This is a genomic window from uncultured Gimesia sp. (genome assembly GCF_937910335.1).
In the GTDB taxonomy this organism is placed as follows: Bacteria; Planctomycetota; Planctomycetia; order Planctomycetales; family Planctomycetaceae; genus Gimesia.
Genome location: NZ_CALEMX010000075.1, coordinates 1 through 25170, shown reverse-complemented (window position 1 = coordinate 25170; position 25170 = coordinate 1). Strand labels below are relative to the sequence as shown.

Here is a 25170-nt window from a genome sequence, read left to right as displayed (position 1 = left end):
CAGACAGCACGCATAATAGATTTGATACAGAGTAACTTCACCAATTCTTATGCTTCGATTCAGGATCGAATTTCTATGCGAGCCAAATCTTGTCTGCAGATTCTTTTCATCCTTTGTTTCTGTTGCCCCCTCTCATCCAGTTTAGCCGCCGATGAACATCGCCACAAAAGCCAACGAGAAAAACTGGAATGGAAAACAGGCGACCGTGTTGTCCTGATAGGAAATACCTTTGCCGATCAATTGCGCCTGTATAACTATCTCGAAACCCTGCTGACCTCACAGGCGTCGGCGAAAAATATTACCTTCCGCAATCTGGCCTGGTCGGGAGATACGCTGAATCTCAGGCCTCGGCCTCTCAATTTTGGATCCCTAGATGATCACCTCCATCAACAGAAAGCCGATATTATTATCGCCTGCTTTGGAATGAATGAATCGTTTGCAGGGCAGAACGGATTAAAAGAGTTTTCAAACAGTTGGGAAAAGTTCCTCAATCATCTGGCATCGCAAAAATACAATGGGAAGTCCGCACCGCGGATTGTTTTGATTTCGCCGATTGCCCATGAAAATAGGGGACCACCGTTTCCGGATCCCGCTGCGCATAATCAAAGTCTCTCAGATTATTCCCAGGCGATGCAAGCCGTAGCTGCCCGTCATCATCTGCCGTTTGTTGATCTCTTCACCAAAACAAAAAAACTAATGGATGAAAATCCGTCTCAGAAATTAACCCGAAACGGCATTCATCTCAATGAATATGGATACTGGGCCCTCAGTCAATTTGTGGCAGGGGAGTTATTGGGAAAGAAAATCAAAAGCCCACAGTTGATGGTAGATCTGGCAGACCAGAAAATTCAGACCACGAATGCCGAGATTCTGCAACAGAGATTCCAACCGGACAAGATTCAATTCACAGTCAAAGAGAAAGTGCTGCCGATTCCTGCACCGCCGGAATCAACCATCGTTCACAGTGAACTACTAGCGTTGCAGCCCCGATTGACGGTCAAAAATTTACCCGCGGGAAACTATCGACTGCTAGTGAATGAGACGCGCATCGCCGAAGCCAGTCATAACGACTGGAGCAGAGGCCTGCAATTGAAAAACCTGCCAGCGCAATCACGGGTAACAGACTTGCGGGCTACAATCGAGCGAAAAAATGAATTGTTCTTTTATGTTTATCGGGCTCACAATGCAGAATATATATTTGGCAGACGAACGAAACCCTTTGGCGCCGTCTCCTTTCCTCCCGAAATGCAAGCGTTTGCCAGACTGATTCAAAGTCGCGAGACCAATATCAAAACACAGTCCCAGCCTGAGAAAGAAAGCAGATGGGTTTTATTCAAGCTGGAATAGTAGCCGCTTCGGACTGTTTTATCGCGAACGATCTTCTCAACCATATACCCTGACAAACCCCCGTATTCATAAGAGTTCATTATGTTCAAATTCTCGCCGTTTCTTTCTTTCTCTCTGGCATTGATTGTTATCTCTATCCTGTTTCTGAATGAGAACAGCAGTTTCGCAGCGGAAACAGCACAGCGTCAGCCACACGTTGTGTTTGTAGTCGGCACCACTCATTATTCCCCGCAGAAAACAATACCCGCTTTTGCAAAACGGCTGGAAAAATATGGCTTTAAAACAACAGTTATTTTGCCACAGGGAAATCCCGAACGTAATCAAAATGAAATCGGGCTACCCGGACTGGAAGTTCTCAAGCAGGCGGATCTAGCTGTGTTTTACATGCGATTCCTACAACTGCCTCCCAGGCAATTTGAACACATTCAAAAATATATTGAATCCGGTAAACCCGTCATCGGCTTGCGCACCAGTACGCACGCTTTTGACTATGAAAAAAATCATCCCCTGTCAGAATGGAATCGCGGTTTTGGCAAGCGCGTTTTGGGTTCAGAATACTTTTTACACCTCATGGGAGATACCGTTGTCGAACATGTTCTCGACTTTCGAAATCATGAAATTCTGAATGGTGTCGCGGAAAAATTTATCGACCCGGGATCCTTGTATAAAACAAAGCTGCCAAGTGATGCCACGCCGCTGTTAATGGGTACGGGTAAATCAAAACGAACCGGAATCGTCAAAAATCAATTTGGTACGCATGAACTCGAAGCCGAAATGAGTTGGCCCGTTGCCTGGACCTGGAAAAACGAATGGGGCGGTCGCGTCTTTTCAACCACATTGGGACATGAAAAATCTTTCGCCCTGGATACCGTCAATCGCTTATTAATCAACGCCGCTCACTGGTGCCTGGAAAAACCGGTGGGCACTACTCCCGAACGCATGGCCGTTGCCAATTCATCGCCCAATCTGAAACGCCCGTTTGAAATCACGCAGGATCATTCGCCAGAAATCGAGCGAAAATCCTTCAAGATGTTGCCCGGCTATGAAGTCAATCTGTTCGCTGCCGAGCCGATGCTAGTAAATCCGATTCATATGACCTGGGATCCACAGGGCCGACTCTGGGTGATTTGTTCAACATCGTATCCGCAGGTTATTCCCGGGGAAAAACCAAACGACCAGATTATCATTCTGGAAGATACCGACAAAGATGGACGCGCCGATAAATCAACCGTATTCGCGGAAGGCTTATACGTGCCCACCGGTCTGGAACTCGGAGATGGCGGCGCCTACGTTGCCAATGCTCCCGATTTACTCTTCCTCAAAGATACCGATGGTGATGGAAAAGCCGACCACCGCGAAGTCGTACTCACCGGCTTTGCTACCGAAGACAATCACCATTCTATTAGTGCCTGGCGTTGGGGCCCCGGCGGTTGGCTTTATTTTCAGGAAGGAACCTTCATGCATTCGCAGGTGGAAACTCCCTCCGGAACCGTTCGACTGGAAAATGGAGGCGTCTTTCAGTTTCATCCCCGAAGCCTGAAATTGAATGTATTCGCCGACTATCGTGCTTCAAATCCGTGGGGGCATTTGTTCGATGATTGGGGACAATCCTTCATAATTGACAATCCGAAACTCTACTTCGCCGCACCACTCACCGCCAACAGTCGTGCCAAATTAGGGTACGATCCCAGCGGTCAGGGAACCAAACAGTGCGGCGGTGAATTCGTCGCCAGTCGTCATTTACCCCCGGAAGTGCAAGGCCAGATTTGGACGAACCAATACAAAGCACACGTCGTTGCCCGCTATGAAGTTTCGGATGACGGCGCCGGCTATAGCATTAAAGGCCTTGATCCTTTGATTCAATCTAGCAGTGCCAACTTTCGACCCGTCGATTTGAAAATGGGCCCCGATGGAGCCGCTTATATTCTTGACTGGTACAACCCATTAATCGGCCATATGCAACATAGCTTCCGGGATGAACGACGCGATACAACACACGGACGAGTCTGGCGCGTAACTTACAAAGACCGTCCTCTAGTAGAACAACCCAAGCTGGTGGGAGTTCCACTCGCGGAAGTCGTTTCGCATTTGAAAGACCCCGAGAGTTTTACAAGACATCAAATCAAACGAGTCCTTTACGACGCCGATCAAAGTCAGGCAAAACAGGCCCTGGATCAATGGGTAAACAAACTCGACCCGCAGGAATCTCAAGTCGATCACCATCGACTCGAAGCACTCTGGTGTTATCAAACAATTGGTATAATCAACGAAGCATTACTTCGCAAAGTACTCAAATCAAAAGAAGGCCGTGCCCGAGCCGCCGGCTTAAGAGTTCTCCGCTATTGGTATCCACAGATCAAAAATCCATTGGACCTGCTAGAGATAGCCATTCAAGATCCGCATCCCCGCGTCAGACTCGAAGCGGTTCTCACCTCCGGTTTTATTCCCGATCCACGCTCTGTCACCATCGCCGTCAAAGCCATCGATTCACCAATGGACCGCTCGCTCGAACACGGCTTGAAATTATCCATAGATGGTTTGCAGACACATTGGTTCAAAGAGTTTCAGCAGGGAAAATTGAAGTTTGAAAATACAGATCACAAAAACTACGCCCTCTCAAATTTACTTTCAAACGAATCCATCAGTGTGATCATCGATCTGTTGAACGCCGGCAGTATCGATGCAGAATTATTAAAAGGCCCCGCGCAGGTCGTTGCGGAAAAAGCCAATGCCAATCAATTGGAACCGCTGGTCTTAACGCTCGTGGAAGTGACACGCGAATATAAAACGCAGGGCGGAAAAGGCATCTCACCCGAAGCACTCAGTATTTTGCTCGATGCCCTGGATCGTGCCGCCCGCGAAAGAGGTGTTATACCAAAAGGAAACATCGCCTCCATGCTCAGCCGTTCCGCAGTAGTTCCCGGTTTATCCGTTCAGAAATCAATCGCCCGGTTAATCGGTTCCTGGAAATTAACCCGCGAAGGCAGACGCCTGAAAAGTGCCATCAACTCCCCCAATACCAATCCCGAAGTCAAACAACTGGCAGCAGAATCACTGGGTATGCTCGGCGATGGCGCATCAATCAAGTTTTTAAAAGCATTTGTAAAATCCAAAAAAACCGTGAACCAAAAGTTACTCGGCGTTTACGGACTCGCTGCCAACGATCTAAAACAGGCAGCCGCGCTGACTCCTGAAATCTTGAGCCAAAGCCCCGGCAAGGAAAACCCAGCCTGGTTTTTAATGGCGTTTACCAAACGAAAAGGCGGCTCCGAAATTCTAACAGACCACTTAAAAACAACCACCCTTCACCCGCAAATAGCAGAACAGATCAGACAATATTTAATAGAAACAGGCGAGACCAGCCAACCATTAATTGACGCATTCGGTGGTGCAGTAATGCAGGACTCACTCGAAGCACAACTGTTGAAAGAAAATGTTCTGAACCTGGCGACAGCTGCAAGAGAGCAGGGCAACGCGGCTCGCGGAGAACAAATCTATCGCCGAACCGAACTCGCCTGCATGAAGTGTCACAGTATTTCCAACGCCGGCCCCGTGCTCGGCCCTGATCTGGCCGCCATCGGGTCCAGCTCACCCCCCGACTACATCGTCGATTCCTTTCTACGTCCGTCAAAAGTCATTAAAGAATTCTATGACAGCATCATGGTCGTCACCGATGAAGGTCGGGTCATCAACGGCATTCTTGTCGTTCAAGACGATTCAAAAGTCGTTCTCAAAGATGCCGCACAGCAAGGGAAACAGGTCACCATCCCCGCAGATCAAATTGAATTAACAAAAAAATTGCCATCACTCATGCCACAGGGTTTAGCCAGTAAACTCAAGAGCCGACAGGAATTTCTCGATCTGGTGAAGTTCATCACCCAGTTAGGCCGCCCCGGCCCTTACGCCACATCTGTCGCTCAGGTTGTAAGACGCTGGCGCCTTCGCGCCGCAGATGAACCCTTAACAACCGCCGATCTGCAACAATTCCAAACCTTCGAAAATGCTTCTCTAGCCACCTACAGCATGGTTAATGGCACGCTGCCCGCCAGCAGTTTCAATTTGCAAAAACCGTTCACTCGGGCAGTGGCGTTTGTCGATATCACCCAGGCCGGCAACGTACAACTCAAACTCAATTCGATCAAAGGCGTAAAAGTCTATCAGAACCAGACACCCATCCCGATAACAGAATCAACGCTATTGTCTCTGCCCACCGGTCGCACCCAGTTCACAATCGAAATCGACAACAAAATTCGCGGCGACATCGACTTAAGAGCCGAATTCCAGAAAGCAGAAACACAACCCGAGGGCCGCTTCAAAGTCGTTGGCGGCCCTTGATGATGCTCCGATCTTTCCGGTAATCGTCCCCAGTAATCGTCCACAGTAATTATTTCTGTGTCGTCCGTTTCAACCACTCTCCACACAGTTTGGGCCAGCCAGAAATCGGATTGACCGAAGGCCGCAGACCATAACCATGGCCCCCCTTCGCGTACAGATGCAGCTCGCCATCCACTTTGGCATCTTTCAATGCACGCGTATAATTAAACGCACTGTCAACCAGTCGTCGATCATCCAGCGTCTGCACAATAAAAGCGGGCGGCGTCTTGGCATCCACTTTGATTTCCGGCGCCATCGCCCGCTTGTTTTTTTCCCCATAAATATAGGCAGGGTAAATTAACACGGTAAAATCAGGCCGACAACTAAACTTGTCGATGCCATCTATGGGTTCGTAATTCAGCTTTTGATAGTTTGTTGATAAATTCGCAGCCAGATGACCACCTGCAGAAAAACCCAGCGCACCAATCTGTTCCGGATTAATGCCCCACGCTTTTGCCTTACTCCGCACGATGCTAAATGCCCGCTGTGCATCTTTCAATGCAGCCTCGCGTTGATTACCGGGCACCGTGTACTTCACAACCACAGCATGCACGCCAATCGAATTCAGCCATTCCGCAACTTCTGTTCCCTCCAGATCGTAAGCCAGAATGTTATAGCCGCCACCCGGAAAAATCACGACACACGGGGCGTTCGCTTTGGCTGTTTTCGATTTGTAAAATTCAACCGCCGGCCGTGTCACTTTTTTGATTCGAATGATATTTTTGTATTCCACTTCATCATCGCTCTTCTCCAGCAAAGGCCGATCAGGCCAGACCGCGATACGCTCATCAGGCTCCGGCGTCTCGATCGGAGCGACAGCAAGCGAGCAGAGCAAATAAACAGCCAGACAAACAGATCTCATAGTCGTACTCTCCAGTATGATTAGTTTTAATAAGTTCAAATTGAAAAATCAGATCACTATAAAATTATGATAACGCCAACGATCAGCCAGTTGTAGTCCGAAATCATACCCATAGACTTTCACAGATCCAGTTCACTTTGAGCACGCTCCCAAAATACGCTCGCCATGTTTTATGACTCGAACTGAACACGCGGAAAACACTAAAAAAACAGACCTTGACAGCCAATTGTCTTTCGCGATTATGCGTTGCAGGCGTCGCGCGCGAGTGAGAAATTCATCCACTGAGAAAAGCAACAGTCATTCAAATTCAACACTATAAAAGTTCCCCGTTTCAGAAAAGTGGACGTCAACATCTCTTGCACTTGTTCCCAATGTTCACCGCTTATCGACCGCCTTTGGTCGCTTATTGACCACGTATTGACACATTTTAACCACCGATTGGCAGCGATTAACCACTCAACTCGCAACAAAATAATCTTGACTCCCCCACGCCGTTCACAAAAATGAGAAACAGTCATAGTCAACCAAAACTTGAGCAGCACTGCGATAACCTCCGTTAGAAAGATGAGCAACACAACACCAGTCACCAGAAATAAATAAGTGAGCGGCACGGCGCTAACCGCCGTTGGCAGGAAACCAACTAAAAACCAGAGCAACAAAATCATAAAACTCAATCCCATAGGCAAAGCACAGCGATGTCCCATATGTTAAGTAGAGCGCGGACCCATGTGTCCGCCCGCCAGTGAAAAAAACAATCAACCCCGAATACATTTCGGACCGAGCACAACGAGCAGGAACCGGAATATGGAGCCGAACATTTCGTGCTTTTCGTGGTAAAAAAACTCTGCAATAACGTCACTACAATCAAGCACCGAGCAGAGATTCTACCCGATGTAACCCGCCCCGACACACATGAAAATCCAGCACGAGTACACCCTGATCTATTGAGAACTCTTTATGCGCGGCTGAGAGTATCTGTTGTCCGAGTAAAGAATATTACCCGGAGAATATTATCTGAATACTGATATTTTTCTCGGTCTCAGCCGTGTGAAATACGAACTGCTGAAATGAGTTCAGTGAATTTGATTCTCGGGATAAGTATTTCATACACAGGAGACTCAAATTCAGATATTAATTGCTGTTAGTGTAAGCACTTTGAAAATCGAAGGATTGATGAAATGGCGTGATCAAGTGTGTTTAGTCACAATTTATTTGTAGTAGCCACTACTTTGCCTAATAGCATATTCAGGCTTCATCATTTGCCTTTTTGGAGCCTCTTGCTCGGTTTGGGTACTGTGCTTTTCGGAGGGGCCGTGGGTCCAGGATCGACGACCGTTCGGCGTTTGAGATCGTATACCATGCCAGCTGAAAGTACTGAGTAGATCACATTAGTCAGGGCAAAGGGATCTCTGTTTTCTGCGTACCCGATGTGGTTGATCTGAATCGCACTTCCGTCTACGACGATCACTGTTCCTGTTCCAATAACACGAGCCAGGTGTTCATTTTCGATGATCAAGCCTGTATTTTCTTCTATACCAAGTCCCAGTAACGCTGGGTTGGTCGCCATCGCGTGTACGAGGCGGGAGATTCGTGACCTCTGAACGAAGTGGGTATCGAATATCATATCCTGAATGAGGCCCAATCCTTTCGTCATTTCGATGCCCCCCTTCCGAAATAATCGGAATCGATTGTTCTGGAATATCATGACCTCGGGAAGCACTGCAGCGCCGGCAGAAGTACCGGCGATGACGCAACCACCTTCTCGATACCGCTCCAATAAAGCATGATGCAGTGGCGTACCCCCAATCAGCGAAGAAAGGCGAAGTTGGTCGCCTCCTCCAAACATAAACAGAGTTGTTTCACTGATGATCTTGCAGAGCGCTGCCGATCCTGCATCGGAACGTTCTCCAATATGCACTGTCTGAATGCTTTTAGGTTTGAAAGACGAAAAAAGTACTTTGTAGTCGCGCGCTCGATCGCCAGGATTCTCGCTGGCGGTGGGCACGACAACGATTCGTGCATTGGTGCCCCCCGCCAAATCGACCATTTCACGAAATATTTCTGAATCCGGATTTTTTTTTCATTTCCGCCGATGGGAATTAAAATACGGGATCTTCGTTTGGGCTTTGATGGTCGTTTTTTCAAGTCATTCGCTTTGTTTGTGTTTTATATATGCGATTCAAATCATTCACACTGTACTCTAACCTGTGGCGAAGATACAGTCAGTGTATGTCAATTATAGTTTGTCACGGTGGATCGTCGTCAAACCCAGCTTATGAAGATGGGCCGTTGCGTGCCTGTCGCACCGGTTTTGAGATGATTGACCAAGGCAAAAATGCGATTGATGCCGTCATTGCTGCCACGCAAAATTTAGAAGACGACGAACGCTTTAACGCGGGAAGTGGCTCGAATCTTCGCCTCGATGGCACCACAATCCAAATGGATGCGTCATGTATGACGAGCACTGGCCTGTTTGCAGCAGTGGCTGCGATTGAGCGTGTGAAAAACCCGATTGCTGTGGCCAGACGTCTGCTTGATACCCCTCACATCCTGCTTGTGGGTGATGGTGCGACAAACTATGCCCGTCAATGCGGCTTTGACGACTATGACCCAACCACCTCGAGAGCGAAAAAACGACTTCAGAAGGTACTGTCCGTCGGCGGTAAGCTTGATGAATGGTCGCGTGCCGATCTTGAGCAGGCGTGGAATTTTGAGACTCCACTCCGTGAGGTCCTTGGTACTGACACAGTAGGCAGTGTGGCGTGGGACGGACAGACTTTTGCGAGTGCATTGAGTTCAGGTGGAACAACAATCGTACTCCGTGGTCGCGTGGGAGATGTTCCCTTGCCTGGTTGCGGTCTGTACGCGGGCAAGGCCGGGGCGATTGCGACGACCGGTGATGGAGAATACATCGCGAGGTCTTTACTGGCCTACCGCGCCTATCTTGAACTTGAAAAAGGACAGAGTCCCGAACAGACGGTTAACTGGGCACTGAATGAACTTGCTGAAAGCGTCGACATTGGGATCATCGTTGTGAATCATACAGGCTATGCGGGTGGTGCGCGCCACGGCATGGCTTGGCACGGACAAAGCGCACGGGAGTCCGCATGAAAATTCTGGAACAACGCGCCCTCAGGGGACCAAATCGTTACAGCCGTTACCCAACCATCTTCATGCTGCTTGATATTGGTGAATTCGAAGAGCAACCTTCGGATACCCTTCCCGGTTTTCCGGAACGCCTGGTTAAGCTAATTCCAACGTTATACAATCATCAATGCTCTGTTGGTGAGCCCGGCGGTTTCTTGCAGCGACTGCAGCGCGGCACGTGGCTAGGTCACATCGTCGAGCATATTGCTTTAGAGGCACAGTGCCTAGCAGGGATGGATGTTGGATTTGGTAAAACCTACGACACGATCGACAAAGGCATCTATAAAGTCGTCTATCGCTACCGGGTCGAATCGGTTGGTCTCCGTGCGGGTCAAGCAGCAGTCGAATTGGTCGAAGCGGTTGCCCGGGATCGTTCGTTTGATATCGAGGCACTCGTTTTTGAGCTCAAGCAGTTACGTGAGAACGACATGCTTGGCCCTTCCACCCATAGCATTGTAGAAGAAGCTAAACGCCGAGGAATTCCAGCACAACGACTCAACGAAGACAGTCACGTTCAACTGGGATATGGCGTTAAACAACGCCACATTCAGTCAACGTTGACCGATCGAACCAGCGCTCTCGGAGTTGAAATAGCCGACGAAAAATTCAGAACGAAAGAACTTCTCCGACAGGCTGGGATCCCAGCCCCTGATGGAAAACTCGTTGTGTCTCTCAACGAAGCAACGCAGGCGGCGGCACAAATTGGCTACCCGGTTGCTGTGAAGCCAGAAGTTGGAAATCATGGTAGAGGTATTACCGCGTGCGTATCCAACGCGGCTGAATTGGATGTTGCTTTCGCTTCTGCGCAAAATATTTGCGAATCTGTGATTGTGGAGAAAAACCTGATTGGATTTGATTTTCGAGTGCTTGTGATCAACGGAAAGCTGGTGGCGGCGGCACTTCGAGAACCAGCACACGTCGTTGGCGATGGTATCTCGTCGATTCGTCAGTTGATCGACATAATCAATGCCGATCCACGAAGAGGCATCGGGCATGAGCGCGTGCTTACGACTATTACCGTGGATGACATGACCCTGCGATTAATCGCACTGCGAGGCTTCACCGTTGACGACGTGCTTCCCACTGAAGACAAGCTGTATCTCAAATCTACTGCCAACCTGAGCACAGGAGGGACAGCATGCGACGTCACTGATGAGGTACACCAGGACGTTCGGTTGATGTGCGAACGCATCGCCCGACTCATCGGAATGGACTGCATTGGCATCGACATAGTGGCTCCCAGTCTTCAACAACCATTGAACTCTGAATCCGCAGGGATCGTTGAAGTCAATGCTGCCCCAGGATTCAGAATGCATCTGAATCCGACCAATGGCAAAGCACGCAATGTTGCCAGGCCTTTTGTAAAAATGCTCTTCCCATTAACAGAAAATTTTGATGTTCCGATCATAGCCGTTACAGGAACCAACGGTAAGACGACAACCACAAAGCTGATTGCCCATGCCTTGAAGTACAGTGGAAAAAATGTTGGTCTTGCAGGCACGACGGGCATTGAGATCGATGGTGTGACCATAGCTGCTGGAGATTACAGTGGCCCTGAGGGAGCGCGTGTGGTTCTTCGCGAGCCCACCATCGATCACGCAGTATTAGAAGTCGCCCGCGGTGGCATCATTCGGCGGGGTCTCGGTTTTGAAAACTGCACTGTCGGAATTCTGCTTAATGTGGATGAAGACCATATCGGAACAGACGGTGTGGAAGATCTCGAGGATCTTGCTCTCGTTAAGTCCACCGTCATCGAAGTTGTGAGAGAGTCGGGATTTTCCGTTCTCAACGCAGACGACCCTACCGTAGTAGGACTCAAGGACCGGGCTGGCGGTGAGTCAATCTATTTCTCCCTGTATCCAGAGAATGAAATAGTGACTCAACATCTGGCTGCGGGGGGTACTGTGGTCGTCCTGGAAGGTGGTGATGTTATCATCCGTTCCGACGAGCCCCCTGTGAATGTTCTCTCCATACTCGATGCTCCAATCACCCTGCGAGGTGTGGTAACATTTAACACAGCGAATGTCTTGGCAGCGGTTGCGGCACTGCATGGGCTAGGTACTCCGGTAGATATGATTCGAAACGGTATCAGTACCTTTCACCCCAGCGCCACGCAGAATCCCGGCAGAATGAACCTCATCGACTTTGTCACGTTTAAGGTTATTATCGATTACGGGCATAACGTGCCAGCAATAAAAGCTTTAGGTGCGGCACTACCGCATATCAGCACCGGGCGAAAAATTGTAGTTGCCCACGGTACTGGAAATCGAACAGATGACAACATCAAGGAATTTGGTGCGGCCTTAGCTTCAGTCTACGACCACTTAATTGTGGCGGATGTTGATCCACGTAATCGGGCCCCGGGAGAGACACCTGATCTGGTGCGGTCAGGCGCGTTAGAAACAGGTTTTCCTGAAACCAGTATCGAAATTATTACAGATCCCCTCGAGGCAATCGATCGAGCATTTTTAGTGGTACGACCCGGTGATCTCATAGTCATCCAGGTCGATGAGGTAGCCCCGCTGCTTGGTCATGTCATGGAACACTTTAAGCAAATTGTTTCAAATCCTGATCTCAAGCCCGCTCTAGCCGGAGATTAGTGAAAGAGGGTGTAATCAAACAAATATCACGGCTCAATCCCGTAAAGCCGAAAACTCAGTCACACCATATTTACAGAACTATTCGGCACTTGAAAAACTATAATTCTCCTGTCTCGGTTGCTTTTGTAATCCTATCAACTAATACGTACTCCGGTACATACATTAAAATCACCCATTTCGCGAAATGGCATTGGTCGAATAGTACCTGAGGATAGTGCATCGGGCCCGTGCGCTTCGTTCGATTTCGAACGCTACTCAGATTGAACACAAGATCAAATTTCCGCTAATCCCGTCAAATGCGGGACAGCAAACAAAATCGAACCTTTCTCGGGAGAGCCCTTTTCAATCAGATAACAATCACATTGGGGGCTCTTTAGCTATCACGCTCGCGTTGATGCTCTCAGTCTTTCTGCGTTGGATTTCGATAAGTTCAACGAGTTTGTGAATGTTGAGCTGAGCAGAGCATCGGGCATCGGCAAGCTCACTCGTCGCCGGTAGTGTCAAGCTGCTTGACATGTGCTTGATACTCTTTCGCGGCCAAGTAGCGGGAGTAGTAACGCTCGACCGCCTCGATCACTTTCTGTTGGTCCGTAAACTTCTTGAGGTTAATCGTACTCGGAGTGCCTGATGTCGTAACGAAACTTAACGTTTTCTTCTCGTCCATTTGACAATCCTGGATGTCGCCAAACCGCAAGGGAGATTCCCAGGAATGTAACTGGATGCATTCGTGGTCAATCGTCAGCAAGCCATCTATTCCTTCAAGCTGCACTTCGGGAAACGCCCTTACAACGATCGCCAATTCGTCATCTGTCTCGGGCAGAAAACGATAGGGCAGCGTTTCCTCATGGTACGCGCGGAAGCTCTCTTCATATGCCTTCCACTGTTCACCTTCCAGTTGTTCTGCAGCTTCGATTTTCTCAAACCACTGTCCATCGCCTGGAGCGGACAGCATGGCTTGCGAATCGGGTGATTCCAGGGAACACCCAACGGCCTTCATTCTATCGGCCAAAGAGGGATGCGTGTCAAAAGGATGTGAGGTTTGCAGATGCGAGATGTCCGGATTAGATAGAAAGCTACCAGCGTAGTCGTCAAACCCCTGCTCGATCTCCTGCGACACATTCGCATTTTCCAGTACCTCTTCTTTCTGGAAGATGTCCTGTTCGACTTTCGCACGGTAACTCGAGTAGGCAATAATCTTTAGTAGCGCACCTGCCATGTCTCCAGGAGAAGTCGCTTCCGTGGCAATTCGATCCGCACGGAATTCACGTTTACGGCTAAGACGCCCCAGCGAGACTTCATACAATGCACGGAAGCAGTTCATGAAGTAGAAGATCGGCAGAGACAGACCACCATCGTAGAGCCCTTGCAGGTAATGGTCATAGCGGACAAGTAAGGGGGAAATCTTCTGTGAATAAATCGTGTCATTGCCACTGAAGTGGGCCATTTCGTGGGCCAGCACGGCGTCTGCTTCCTTCCCATTCAATTGATTCAGTAGTGAGAGGCTGACAAACAGCGACCGCCCGCTATACTTCTTTTCTCCCACCGTCAAGCTCTGCTCAGTAACGAAGAAGTTGTCGTCGATGCCAGCGATGACCTGGTCGGGCAACTCGGTGCTGACCTTCTCGCAGATATCACTCAGTTCTTGCCATAACTCCGGCGAAGAGTCCCCCTCGATCACAGTCCCTTCAACAACTGTTTCGTTGTGGAGCTTCATGAAGATCGACTTGATGACTGCCCCGATCGCAGCCAACGCGAGTATTCCGACAATGATCATCAACTTGGGGACGTAGATCTCAAAAAAGAACGCAGTAATCCAGTAGGACAAAGCAAATAACAGCACTCCCTGGATCAAGACCTGCGCGGCTCCATAAATGCGCAGCACATGCCAACTGACCGACAGGCTCACATATTGGACCCACTGCGATCGGAGCGATGCAACGACGCAGAGAGCACTTAGCACGAACACCACAACGCCGCCGATGATGGAATACAGCGAGAGACGAATGGCCCAACGAAATGTGGCATAGTCGAAGGCCGCTCCGGAACTCACCATGTCCTCATTCCCAGAAATGGTTATCAGACGCGAAAGGGGAACGTTGCCGAACAGCTCTTTGGTATTGGCTTTCTCTTCTTCGGTGAGACTCTTATCGGCTCGAATTTGACCGAGAATTCCAGCGCGGGCTTCATCGTCATAATGCCCTTGAATGTACAGAAAGAAGAAAAGAGAAACGACTGGAATCGCAAAGATCAACAGAGCAGGCAGAAAGAATGTCTTGGCAAATCCGATCTTGGAAAAGTCGTCATGGGCGTGACTCATCGGTATGTTCCTTCGGTAAAGTTGACGTCAACCAGATGAGCCGACATTCCCCAGACGGAATCTGCTTCAGCCTCACAGGCAACCAGTTGATTAATGATACTGTCAGGTAGTATTTCGTTCAAAATTATTGGTGACAATATCGTAAACAACACCCGGAAAAGATTCCAGGAAAATCTTTGCTTCAGCAGATCTTTGTCGTCTCGCTCCCCGATGATCGGCAAGCCAATCATCGGGCAATAATTCGTCGAGCTGATCTTCTGGCTGAGTTAGAAGTTTGAAGCAGTCTTCATGCAATTGCAGAGAGTGCGTCAGGCAGTACCGAGGAGAGTGACTGTTGCTGTTTCCGAAGTACCAATCAGACTCGGAACACAGTCCACGTTCAGAGTTGTCCCGTAACTCAAATCCAGACCCCTCAATCGCTCGTTAAGCAGTCATCGGAAATTGTACATCCGAGTTACCACCGAACACGGATTCGAATGTTCGAATGGAAGATCAACAACATCTTTCATAATGGAATGTCGGAAAGAAAAGCAAACACGACACCAACAGAAAAATTCGTGTCTTTCGTGTCTTTCGTGATTTTCGTGGTAAAAAAAATCTGCAACAACGCCTACCAGACCGCGTAACGGCGATTTTCCGGTCAGTCCCTTCGGCAATCATGTGATAAGACTCCTCGTTGACTGGTGGTTTTAGTTTGGTATAATTTTTCGTATCTTACAGTCTATGAAGTCTCCGTGCTATTATATGTTATCGCTTTCAGCATAACCAAAAGTTATACAGTGAACTCCTGGCGGCACCTCATGTCATTGGAACAAGTCCACGCCTTAAGAAATGCGCTTCTCGCCGACGCTCGAAATGCGTTCACGGCAGCAATTTCAAGCCACAGCCACGAATTGCTCTATGGATTCGCGCTTTACACAGACGACAGTGCGAGTGGCGTTGACGTGGCCTTTAACTCTGTTGAAGCATTCAACGATTCGGTGGCGCGACCGAGATCGAATAGTTTCGAGTCTTTTTGGTTCACTGTTGAATGGAAATACGAGGGTGGATTCGCAGCCCATTTCGAGCAATCCTCCCGTATAATAGAGTCCATGATGCCTAACTATCAGGACGTGTCAGAATACGATTTGTTCCGCGATGATATGTTTGAGGCGATAATTTACGTAATGGACAAACTCGTTCGCGAGGGTCTATTTGTTCAATTTCGCAAGCCCGAAGACTCTGTAATACAGATCGCCATCTCAGACTCCGACGACAATGAACAATACATGGATCGCTCACTTAAGGAACTTAACCCCACTATCGTTTACGAACGATATGAGGCAGCAAGGCTTGAGGCTGGATACTGATGTTGATTTGGCTCTCGCAACGTTTGCACCCGGCATTATTTTGCTTTTGTCAAGCTGAGAGAAGATTTCGAAGCCATGTCTGATTGTTTTTCATCATGGAATTCAACATGGTGAGAAAAATTCGTGTCTTTCGTGATTTTCGTGGTAGAAATAATTCAGCAATAACATCAGCCTGATCAAAACACGTTCAAAGAATCTACAGACAGGATAACGGTGATTTTCCGGATATGAACGAAAGCATCCACGAAACTGATTCACTTCTGGAAGCAAGATGCAAAATGAGTCTTCCGCAATTTCACACCTTGTTGTGTTTTCTGTTTTTCAACTCTGCAGCTGCCTGAATAAAAATACCTAATCACACAGAAGTATAAGCTTGATATGTATTTAGCGACTGATACCATATACAGCATACTGGAATCATATTAGAACTAAAACCGGTCATTTTGCATGTGTTTGTTCCCTATCTGCATTATATATGAACAAGGGCGTGCAGGTGAATAATAAGTTATGTACTTAAATCATGGGACTTGACGGCGTCCAACTGGTAATGGAAATTGAAGACGAGTTCGGAATTACGATACCGGATTCCGCCTATAGTGAATTACGCACGGTGGGCAATTTGGTCGATTTTAGCCTCGAACGAATTCACGCGTCAAAAACATTACGATGCCCGTCGCTGACATGTTTTCTCTCACTACGAAGACTGGTTCGAGACGTAAGCAATGATCCTGAATTAAGAATTCGCCCCCGTGATAAAGTCGAAGACTGTCTGCCCGAAGCAGAACGAAAACAGTTTTGGCGTCGGCTTCCTGAGCTGCTGGAAACAACACCTCCTGACCTGAGGCGCCCTCCATGGCTCCGGAAAACTTTGCTGCTGATTGTTCTGGGATTTCCGATTCTCTTGATGGCCTTTCCTCCCTGGCATATTGAAATACTGATATTGATTTCGTGTGCAACGATTGCACTCGGCATTGTTCTACATTGGTCAACGATTGGTTTGCGAACGCGAACACCTGAAGGATATAAAACGTTTGGTGACATAACGAAACGAATGGTTGGCCTGACCATAGCGACGAATCCACCCACGGAAACAGATTACGACTCCGTGTTCTCGATTGTCAAACGGATTGTCGTCGATCAGCTAGGCGTAGATGATGATGAGGTTGTTCCAACAGCCAGATTTATCGAAGACCTTGGCGTGGATTGACATAAATGACAACTTGATACATCGAAGTCCGGTTTACGCTTTTACAAATGAAATTATAGAGGAAGTAGAAATGGCAGTAATAATGATCGATGTCGAGAGTGATGGCCCAATTCCAGGAGATTACTCGATGATCTCTTTTGGAGCTGTTATCGTCGACAACGAATTAAATAAAACATTTTATGGGAAGTTAAAACCAATAAGTGAAAAATGGATACCCGACGCTTTAAAAGTGTCAGGATTTAGTCGAGAAGAAATATTAGAGTTCGATGATCCTGAAAAAGTAATGCAGGAATTTCGAGATTGGATTAAAAACAATAGCAAATCGCGACCATTGTTTTTTAGTGACAATAATGGTTTTGATTGGCAGTTTATTAATTGGTATTTCATTCACTTCATTAATGAAAATCCCTTTGGGTTTAGTTCTACTAATTTAGGTTCCTTATACAAAGGAATGGAAAGTGATATGTTTAAGAATTTTAAACATCTTAGAACAACCAGGCACACTCATAATCCTGTAGATGATGCAATGGGAAATGCAGAGGCTTTACTTCATATGAAAAATGAGATGGGATTGAAAATCAGTTTAAAATAAACAATTCAAGTTAGGTCACTGAGCATTATGAATTATGAGTGAATTTATACGAGGACTGTTTGTCGAGCACGACGGATTGCTCGCTGTGATTGTTGGCACACCAGAGGATGGCAGAGCACCAGCAGGTCATTTAGTACTTTGGTATGGTGAACCGCGAGGCAGACGTATTTTGGAAGGCGGTTCAGGCGCCTTGCATCCCGAGGTCTGGATGGTGCCATCAAAGTTTTGCACTTTTGCTCAAGCTCCACGGGTTCGGCACTGAGAGTCTAGAAAAAAAGGGCCCGCGACGAATGGCACCGCCGCTGACCCCTTTGTTTTTACCGTATTAGAACGCACGGGACGAAGCGTACCGCAATCCGTCTGCATCAGCTGGATTTCGGCGTCAGGCCGAAGACGCGATCCATGTTGGCCGACACTTCTTTCAGACGCTCAAGATCGCCGCCTCTGACTTCCGCTGCCGCCCAACCGGTGAACTTGATCTCCGCGAGCGCTTTTCGTACATCGGCCCAGTCCAGATCACCTTCGCCGATCTTTGTGAACTTGCTCATTTCGCGCGAGAAACCTTTCAGATCAAGCTTCACGATCCGTTTATTGAGCTGCCGAATCCAGTCGCCCATACTGCCGTACTTCCAGTGATTCCCAATGTCGAACTGCATGCCGACCCAGGGAGAATCGAATTCGTCGATGTACTTCACAAACTTCTCCGCGGTCTGACTATGGTCACCTTCGTGGTCGTAGCAGAACTGGTTCCACACATTTTCGACCGCGATGTGGATTCCCAGTTCGGAAGCCACGGGCAATGCCTTTGAGATATTCTCAACCGATCGTTTCCAGATTTCTTCTTCCGGGCCATCGCTTCCACGACCCACAACCAGCAGAACCGTGTTTCCACCGACAGCATGCGTCTGGCGCAGCGCTTCCTTCAAACTCTCCAGCGCTTTCGCACGAGTCCCGGCGTCGGCATCGGTGTGGCGAACCGACCAGTGACCGGCGTTGACCGACCCGTCGACCGGAAGTCCTGTCGCTTTGATAGCGGCTCGAACTTCTTTGACATCGATCCCCGGACAGTTCAATTCGATCCCGTCAAAACCGGCTTCTTTTGCAATCGTAAACTTTTCTTCGAACGTCTTACCAGTTCCCACCATCCCAATCTTAAGAGTCTTATAGAGGCGACCGTTGAGATAGCCACCTTTATTTTCCGCCCCGCGTGCGAGCAAGGGACTGGAAACAGCAGCAGTCGCCGCCAACTGCACAAACTGACGACGAGAAAATAATTTCGATGAGAGCATAATCAACCCCTTGATGATTGGTTGTGTTTTATTAGTTTTCAGTCTGAAGGCGACACGTAAAAAAATACCTTTGGCAAATTCGTCTTAATATTGTAACAGCCTGAACGACAACATGACAATGATAAAGACAATGAGAATAAAGGGCGGTTTCTGGATTGCGCGAACCTGAAGGGATAATTGTTCTGAATAGTGTGAATGCTCTGACCGATTCCCGTTGTTTAGACAATCCCGAATTTCTTTCAGGGTGACCCCCAAAGTTTAAAAGAAACCCGGTCTGTTCAGAGCTCTTTGAGTGATATCAAAAAACCCGTGAAATCGAACGATTAGAAATGTCCGGGAAAGTGTAATGGCCCGGTCACTTTTGAACGGTGTTCGATGAGCCGATATTGTAAAAAGTAGAATTCCTGTATTGTTCAGTTGAGCAAACAACTATAATGTCATTCACGTCAATTCACTGCCTACGCGTTAGCCCAGAAAGAGAGGCCGACAGGTACTAGGCAGAAACGATCTATAACCAAGTTGTATCGTTGTCCAATACCTAAACCGTAAACGGGAGAAGAACATGGAATTGGCATCTCGCATATCGACGGTTTTGCTCAGCATCTGCGTTTTAACGTTCTCTACCAGCCCAAGCTTTGGGATGATCAGCGTCGGAGTACTCACGAAGGAAGCTGCTAAAGAAAAATATGGTATCACCATGCATGCCCGCAAGAATGGTGATGCAGGCATCAAAGTTTGGCTCGAATTTAAGAAAGAAGGATGGCTGGAAAATTTTACCTATGCAGAGCTCCGGATGGATGATCATCAAGGAAACCATTTAGTCTCCGCGAAGCTCCAACCCAATCCCGTTCATCATCGCCAGCCGAAAGACATCACCACCGTTGCCTTTTCCGTTGATGCTGATCAACTTGACCAGTGCAGTTTCCTCGTGGTTTGCTATACCGGCATCAGAGGAGGCGTCGGATACTACTTGAAGGCCAAGGATTTTCTCGATCTAACGAACCCCGTAACGAAAAAGTGACTGCAAGACCAAAAGATGTCACGAGACCTGTATTTGTCAAACTCGTCATAAAACTCGGCCTCAGAAAGCACTCATACCCCAAAGATCAGTCACCGCATTTCATTTGATCATTTGATCAATTGATACCCCGTGCGCGAGGTCCGGTACTTGATCTCATGCGCGCTCTTAAGTCCGCGGTCTTTTCCATCACCGGTCATCGTTCCGTTTTCGCAACAGGCAACGATCTTAAATACTCCCTTTGCCTGTACACTCACCGGCTCGCTAATCGTGATATCAAAAGTACCATCTTTCTCAACACGCGCCACATATGGTTTTTGGAAATATTGGGTTCGCACGTCAGGTGCCGTGTCGTAAACAATAATGCTATGTGCCGGGATATTCGATGTAATGCGCCCGGTCAGATGTGCCACCCGTTTCTTGTGGTCGTTCTTCACGGCGATAGCATGCCACTCGACCTTTGGAATGAGATAGCGACGATGTGCTGTCCCCGTAAATAACGGATGCTTCCAAAGAATCGCCGCTGAGGCTTCCGTAACATAACCCCGCGCTTCCCGATTTTTCATCACTCTGCGATAGTTGGCTATGGTCGCTCCCATCAAAGGCATCCCTAGATCAAGTTTCACAAGTGGCCCATTGTGCGGAAGCCCCAGTGCATGACCGAATTCGTGGATGGTGCCCTTCAAAGTCAATTCTTTCAGAAACGGTTTTGCCAACTTATCCGCCGGGGAGATTTCACCCGGCAGATTCGTATAGTTTACCTGAGACAACCCTCCCGTTGCCGCGCTACCCGCGCCTAGATAACTACTGTACTTCATCGGAGGGTCACCTACATAAACCCAGACCCACCAAACGTCTAAATTTTTGGGGATTTTGAATTTCTGAACTGCCAACAGCTTTCCTTTTCGCGACAGGTTTCCGCCCTTCAACGGAAATTTTCCACTCGCAAGAGTCTCAGGCGATTTGACGAATAAAATCTTCACGCTACCGTCGCTGTTTCGCTGGAAGATTTGCTCACGTTTTGGAGAGTAGTCCCACACTTTCATCCATTTCACCAGCATCGCTTCCGTGTAGTCGGCCACTTGTGTCAATCGCCTGGAGACACCAGCCGGAGCATCGACATCTGCCGGGGTAAAGAAAACGATCTGAATCTGTGGCATTTTTGCCTGACCAAAGGCCGAAATGGGGAAAGAAGCTAGCAGGACAAATAATATGAGATAGCGCATTGTTCTTTGTTTTCGGAACAGAATGAGGATTATACCCGATGGAGCAACTGTCTATTAATGTTAGCCAATAATACCAACGTATCAAGGACAAAACTCAAGCACGCTGTAGTTTGTCTTAACAACCCCAAGGAGTCCGAAAAACGAATGTTGCTATCGTATAATTTTGCGACGGGTGAAACTGAGGTCGGTTGGTCCAACCGACGCTTCGAACGGCGATTGAACAAACAAGTCGGTGCTTGTCGCCTCTGCACGCTCGCGTTCCCTCTATATGACATCTTTCAGTATTCTCAAAAAATAGACAGAATTGTTATTGACTGAATGGTCCATATGTCCGATAATAGCATCATGACGATTGGAAGACCCACTGAATTTGACCGGCAAGAGGCTCTTGAAAAGGCGATGGACCTGTTCTGGCGTAACGGATACGAAGCGACGGGGCTCACAGATTTGACCACCGAGATGGGGATTGGACGACAAAGCCTCTACAACGCTTTTGGTGACAAACACTCGTTGTTCGTCGAGGCGATGAAGCACTATGCCAGTCAAAATAGCCAGCCGCTGATCGATATGCTGCGGGCTCCAGGTTCCGGTGTGGAAAATATTCGCCAGACGTTGGAGGCAGTTGTGTCGTTTATGACCAAAGGCGAATGTCGTGGTTGCCTGTTAACCAACTCGATTGTCGAGTTGGCACCGCATGACGAAGAGGTCGCCGAAATTGTTCGGTCCGCCCTCAATCGCCTGGAAAAAGAGTTTAAGGACGCAGTGGATCGCGCGGTGGAGTCCGGTGAGATCTCTGCCGACACGGATACAAGAGCCATGGCGAGGTTTCTCAACAATACACTTCATGGAATGGTCGTGATGGGAAAAGCCTCGGCAAGTAAGGCGGCATTAAAAGACGTCGTCAAAATAGCACTTTCAAAAATGGAGTAATCAAACTCTCTTTATTTCGACACTTATTGACTGATCGTTCAATTAAATCATGCTCTTCAACTAAATCTTTAGAAAAGATCGGAATCCTAAATGAATACGCAACCTGCAACCAAACAATTACTCGAGCCATTTGAGATGCAAGACTTGACGCTGGCCAATCATGTGGTGATGGCTCCGATGACGCGCTCCCGAGCGGGTAATAATCGGATCCCTAACGCGCTGATGGCCGAGTATTACTCTCAACGCGCGTCCGCAGGATTGATTATTACCGAAGCGGTTACCATTTCAACGCAGGCAAACGGCTGGAACCAATCGCCAGGCATTTACACCGATGAAATGGTCGATGGTTGGAAATTGGTGACTGAGGCAGTTCATGCACAAGGCGGTCGTATCTTTCTCCAACTTTGGCATATGGGTCGCGCGTCACACAGCGATTTTCATGATGGTGATCTGCCAGTGGCACCTTCAGCGGTCGCGATCACCGGCGATGGAATTCACACGCCCGACGGTCAGAAAAAGCAGTATGAGATTCCGCGAGCCCTGAAAACCGACGAGATTCCAAAGATCGTTGAGGATTATCGCCTCGCAGCGACGCACGCCAAAGCTGCGGGGTTCGACGGCGTCGAGATCCATTCGGCCAATGGCTATTTACTGGACCAGTTTTTGCAATCGAAAACCAACCACCGCACCGACGCCTACGGTGGCAGCGTCGAAAACAGATATCGGTTTCTGGGAGAAGTGGTCGACGCAGTTACAAGTGTCTTCCCAGCGAATCGCGTTGCCGTGCGAATCGCTCCCAACGGCGTTTTCAACGATATGGGATCGCCCGATTACCGGGAACAATTCACATACATCGCCAGTCAGCTTGATAAGTACGGATTAGCCTACCTGCACGTGATGGATGGCACAAGCTTTGGATTCCACGAACTCGGCGAGCCAATGGTGCTCCGTGATTTTAGAAAGGTTTTTCATGCGCCCTTGATGGGCAATGTCGGCTACACGGAAGCAACAGCAGAAGCTGCAATCGAAACCGGAAATGCCGATCTCATTGCATTTGGTCGCCCCTTTATCACCAATCCCGATCTCGTCGAACGTTTTACACACAACTGGCCGCTAGCCGAACCAGCTGACATGTCGACTTGGTACTCGTTCGATGAGAAAGGCTACGCGGACTATCCAAAATACGGTGTCGAATAAATGGCGTGACCAGCGCCCGCGTTTTTCGGAATCACTACCGATACGAGACTGCGTACTGTCCGTTTTTATTTACGGCACAGTCTTTCAAAACATAATTTACTGTTTCAAACAGATCTCCAAACTTAACAAGGGAAAAAAGAACATGTCAAATCTTGACAACAAAATCGCAGTCGTCACCGGTGGAAACAGTGGTATCGGACTCGCGACAGCAAAACGCTTCGCTGCCGAGGGAGCCAAAGTGATCATCACTGGCCGGCGCAAGGAAGCCGTTGATGAAGCGGTGACCAGTATTGGTGCGGCTGCGTCTGGCATCGTTGCCGATGCAGCGAATTTGGCTGATACGGATCGGATGATCGAACAGATCCGCGAAGAGTACGGTCGAATCGATGTGTTGTTCATTAATGCTGGAGTAGCGCCGATGGCGCCATTCGCCGAAACGGATGAAGCCAGCTTTGATCAAGTATTCGGCATCAACGTCAAAGGGCTCTTTTTCACTTTGCAAAAAGCATTGCCACTGTTGAGTTCCGGGGCATCGGTGATCCTGAACGCTTCGGTTGTCAACAAGCTAGGCTTTCCAGGGGCGAGTGCTTACGCAGCATCGAAGGCAGCCGTTCGATCCATTGGACAGACAGCCGCAGCAGAACTCGCTTCACAAGGAATCCGCGTGAATTTGCTCAGCCCCGGCCCAATTGAAACTCCCATCTACGGAAAGACCGGGTTGCCACAAGAAGCAATCGACGGAATGGGAGAAAAGTTTGCCAACAGCGTGCCGCTTGGACGCTTCGGCTCGCCCGACGAAATGGCCAATGTCGCTCTCTTCCTTGCATCCGACGAAAGCAGTTACATCACCGGTGCCGACATTCAGGCCGATGGCGGACTGACTCAAGCATTCACATAATCAGAGGCAGCTAGAGACCCATTTTGTTGTGGGATTTTCGCGGCACGTAAGAGGATTTGGCGATGAGGAAACAAAAGATGGTACGTTGCAACTGGGCTGAAGGAGTCAGTCCCAACTATGTCGAATACCACGACGAAGAATGGGGCGTACCCGTCTACGACGATAGGGTGCAATTCGAGTTTCTAATTCTTGAAGGCGCACAGGCGGGTCTAAGTTGGTCAACCATACTCAACAAACGCGACGGATATCGCGATGCATTTGCGGATTTTGACGTGCTGAAGGTCGCGCGGTTTACAAAAAAACGCGTTGAAAAACTACTACTGAATCCAGCGATCGTCAGGAACCGCCTAAAGGTCGAGTCCACCATCTCGAATGCGAAGGCTTTTCTTGAAGTGCAGAAGGAATTTGGCAGCTTTAGCGACTATATCTGGGGCTTCGTCGACGGTAAGCCGTTGCAGAACCGTTACAAAAAAGTTGCCGATATTCCTGCCACGTCGTGCGAATCCGATGCGCTTAGTAAAGACTTGAAAAAGCGTGGATTCAAATTTGTTGGAAGCACGATTATTTACGCACACATGCAAGCGACAGGCCTCGTCAACGATCACGTTGTTGGTTGCTTTCGCCACAAGCACTGCGCGAAGCTGACTAAAACTGAATAATAGATCAACCGCAATACTTTTGAACTTCGGAAGTAATTTACTTACTCTCTAACAACAGAACTAGAAAAGGAAGACGACTGACTAAATCCGCGCGAGTTTTAAAGTGTAATAGTCAAGACTTAATCTGACATTCCTGTTACCTTAGTGGTTGATTCCGA

General features: G+C 48.4%; 18 protein-coding genes and 1 pseudogene. 13 read left to right on the top strand and 6 right to left on the bottom strand.

Going from position 1 to position 25170, the window contains the following annotated elements; genetic code table 11:
* Together Q0668_RS03135 and Q0668_RS03130 are read left to right on the top strand one after the other, a co-directional pair.
* Positions 1-1347: SGNH/GDSL hydrolase family protein (locus Q0668_RS03135; RefSeq protein ID WP_298859839.1), on the top strand; the 1347-nt coding region annotated here is incomplete at its 5' end.
* 81 nt (positions 1348-1428) lie between these two features.
* Positions 1429-5682, top strand: coding sequence for a PVC-type heme-binding CxxCH protein (locus Q0668_RS03130; protein WP_298859837.1), 4254 nt, complete (start codon positions 1429-1431; stop codon positions 5680-5682).
* Positions 5683-5731: 49 nt separating this feature from the next.
* Here Q0668_RS03130 and Q0668_RS03125 read toward each other — a convergent pair whose 3' ends face one another.
* Positions 5732-6583, bottom strand: a complete 852-nt coding sequence (locus Q0668_RS03125; RefSeq protein ID WP_298859834.1) for an alpha/beta hydrolase — start codon at positions 6581-6583, stop codon at positions 5732-5734.
* Positions 6584-7838: 1255 nt separating this feature from the next.
* Positions 7839-8648: pseudogene (locus Q0668_RS03120) on the bottom strand (cyanophycinase); the annotation flags it as partial.
* Between the two features lie 164 nt (positions 8649-8812).
* Here Q0668_RS03120 and Q0668_RS03115 point away from each other — a divergent pair.
* Both Q0668_RS03115 and cphA read left to right on the top strand, forming a co-directional pair.
* A complete protein-coding gene (locus tag Q0668_RS03115) occupies positions 8813-9694 on the top strand; it encodes an isoaspartyl peptidase/L-asparaginase (protein ID WP_298859832.1) in 882 nt (293 codons plus the stop codon).
* Positions 9691-12330, top strand: coding sequence for a cyanophycin synthetase (gene cphA, locus Q0668_RS03110; RefSeq protein WP_298859830.1), 2640 nt, complete (start codon positions 9691-9693; stop codon positions 12328-12330). The genes Q0668_RS03115 and cphA overlap by 4 nt, the downstream gene beginning before the upstream one ends.
* Positions 12331-12811: 481 nt before the next feature.
* Here the strand turns inward: cphA and Q0668_RS03105 are convergent, their stop codons facing one another.
* Together Q0668_RS03105 and Q0668_RS03100 are read right to left on the bottom strand one after the other, a co-directional pair.
* Positions 12812-14647, bottom strand: a complete 1836-nt coding sequence (locus Q0668_RS03105) for a M48 family metallopeptidase (protein ID WP_298859828.1) — start codon at positions 14645-14647, stop codon at positions 12812-12814.
* The gene (locus Q0668_RS03100; protein ID WP_298859826.1) at positions 14644-14877 is read right to left on the bottom strand and encodes a hypothetical protein; all 234 of its coding nucleotides are present in this window, start codon (positions 14875-14877) and stop codon (positions 14644-14646) included. Before Q0668_RS03100 ends, Q0668_RS03105 begins: the two co-directional genes overlap by 4 nt.
* Positions 14878-15447: 570 nt before the next feature.
* Here Q0668_RS03100 and Q0668_RS03095 point away from each other — a divergent pair.
* From Q0668_RS03095 to Q0668_RS03080, 4 genes are all read left to right on the top strand, one after another.
* Positions 15448-15996 carry a DUF4303 domain-containing protein gene (locus tag Q0668_RS03095; RefSeq protein WP_298859824.1) on the top strand — a complete coding sequence of 183 codons (549 nt, stop codon included), beginning with the start codon at positions 15448-15450 and terminating at the stop codon, positions 15994-15996.
* 520 nt (positions 15997-16516) lie between these two features.
* The gene (locus tag Q0668_RS03090) at positions 16517-17203 is read left to right on the top strand and encodes an acyl carrier protein (RefSeq protein ID WP_298859822.1); all 687 of its coding nucleotides are present in this window, start codon (positions 16517-16519) and stop codon (positions 17201-17203) included.
* A gap of 70 nt (positions 17204-17273) precedes the next feature.
* On the top strand, positions 17274-17795 hold the full coding sequence (locus tag Q0668_RS03085; RefSeq protein ID WP_298859820.1) for an exonuclease domain-containing protein: 522 nt from the start codon (positions 17274-17276) through the stop codon (positions 17793-17795).
* Between the two features lie 34 nt (positions 17796-17829).
* A complete protein-coding gene (locus Q0668_RS03080) occupies positions 17830-18057 on the top strand; it encodes a hypothetical protein (RefSeq protein WP_298859818.1) in 228 nt (75 codons plus the stop codon).
* A 103-nt stretch (positions 18058-18160) separates the two neighbouring features.
* Here the strand turns inward: Q0668_RS03080 and Q0668_RS03075 are convergent, their stop codons facing one another.
* Positions 18161-19084 (bottom strand): sugar phosphate isomerase/epimerase family protein, encoded by a 924-nt coding sequence (locus Q0668_RS03075; RefSeq protein ID WP_298859816.1) that lies wholly within the window; start codon positions 19082-19084, stop codon positions 18161-18163.
* 562 nt (positions 19085-19646) lie between these two features.
* On the opposite strand from Q0668_RS03075, the gene Q0668_RS03070 reads away from it, so the two are divergent.
* Positions 19647-20105: a hypothetical protein gene (locus Q0668_RS03070; protein ID WP_298859814.1), complete on the top strand. Its 459-nt coding sequence runs from the start codon at positions 19647-19649 to the stop codon at positions 20103-20105.
* 107 nt (positions 20106-20212) lie between these two features.
* On the opposite strand, the gene Q0668_RS03065 is transcribed toward Q0668_RS03070, so the two are convergent.
* The gene (locus tag Q0668_RS03065; protein WP_298859812.1) at positions 20213-21328 is read right to left on the bottom strand and encodes a hypothetical protein; all 1116 of its coding nucleotides are present in this window, start codon (positions 21326-21328) and stop codon (positions 20213-20215) included.
* 327 nt (positions 21329-21655) lie between these two features.
* Here Q0668_RS03065 and Q0668_RS03060 point away from each other — a divergent pair, with 327 nt between their 5' ends.
* The 4 genes from Q0668_RS03060 (at position 21656) to Q0668_RS03045 (ending at position 25012) form a co-directional block, all read left to right on the top strand.
* On the top strand, positions 21656-22258 hold the full coding sequence (locus tag Q0668_RS03060) for a TetR/AcrR family transcriptional regulator (protein WP_298859810.1): 603 nt from the start codon (positions 21656-21658) through the stop codon (positions 22256-22258).
* Between the two features lie 90 nt (positions 22259-22348).
* Complete coding sequence (locus tag Q0668_RS03055) at positions 22349-23455, top strand: alkene reductase (RefSeq protein WP_298859808.1); 1107 nt, start codon at positions 22349-22351, stop codon at positions 23453-23455.
* Positions 23456-23597: 142 nt separating this feature from the next.
* The gene (locus tag Q0668_RS03050) at positions 23598-24353 is read left to right on the top strand and encodes a glucose 1-dehydrogenase (RefSeq protein WP_298859806.1); all 756 of its coding nucleotides are present in this window, start codon (positions 23598-23600) and stop codon (positions 24351-24353) included.
* A 77-nt stretch (positions 24354-24430) separates the two neighbouring features.
* Complete coding sequence (locus tag Q0668_RS03045; RefSeq protein ID WP_298859804.1) at positions 24431-25012, top strand: DNA-3-methyladenine glycosylase I; 582 nt, start codon at positions 24431-24433, stop codon at positions 25010-25012.
* The last annotated feature ends 158 nt before the right edge of the window (positions 25013-25170 follow it).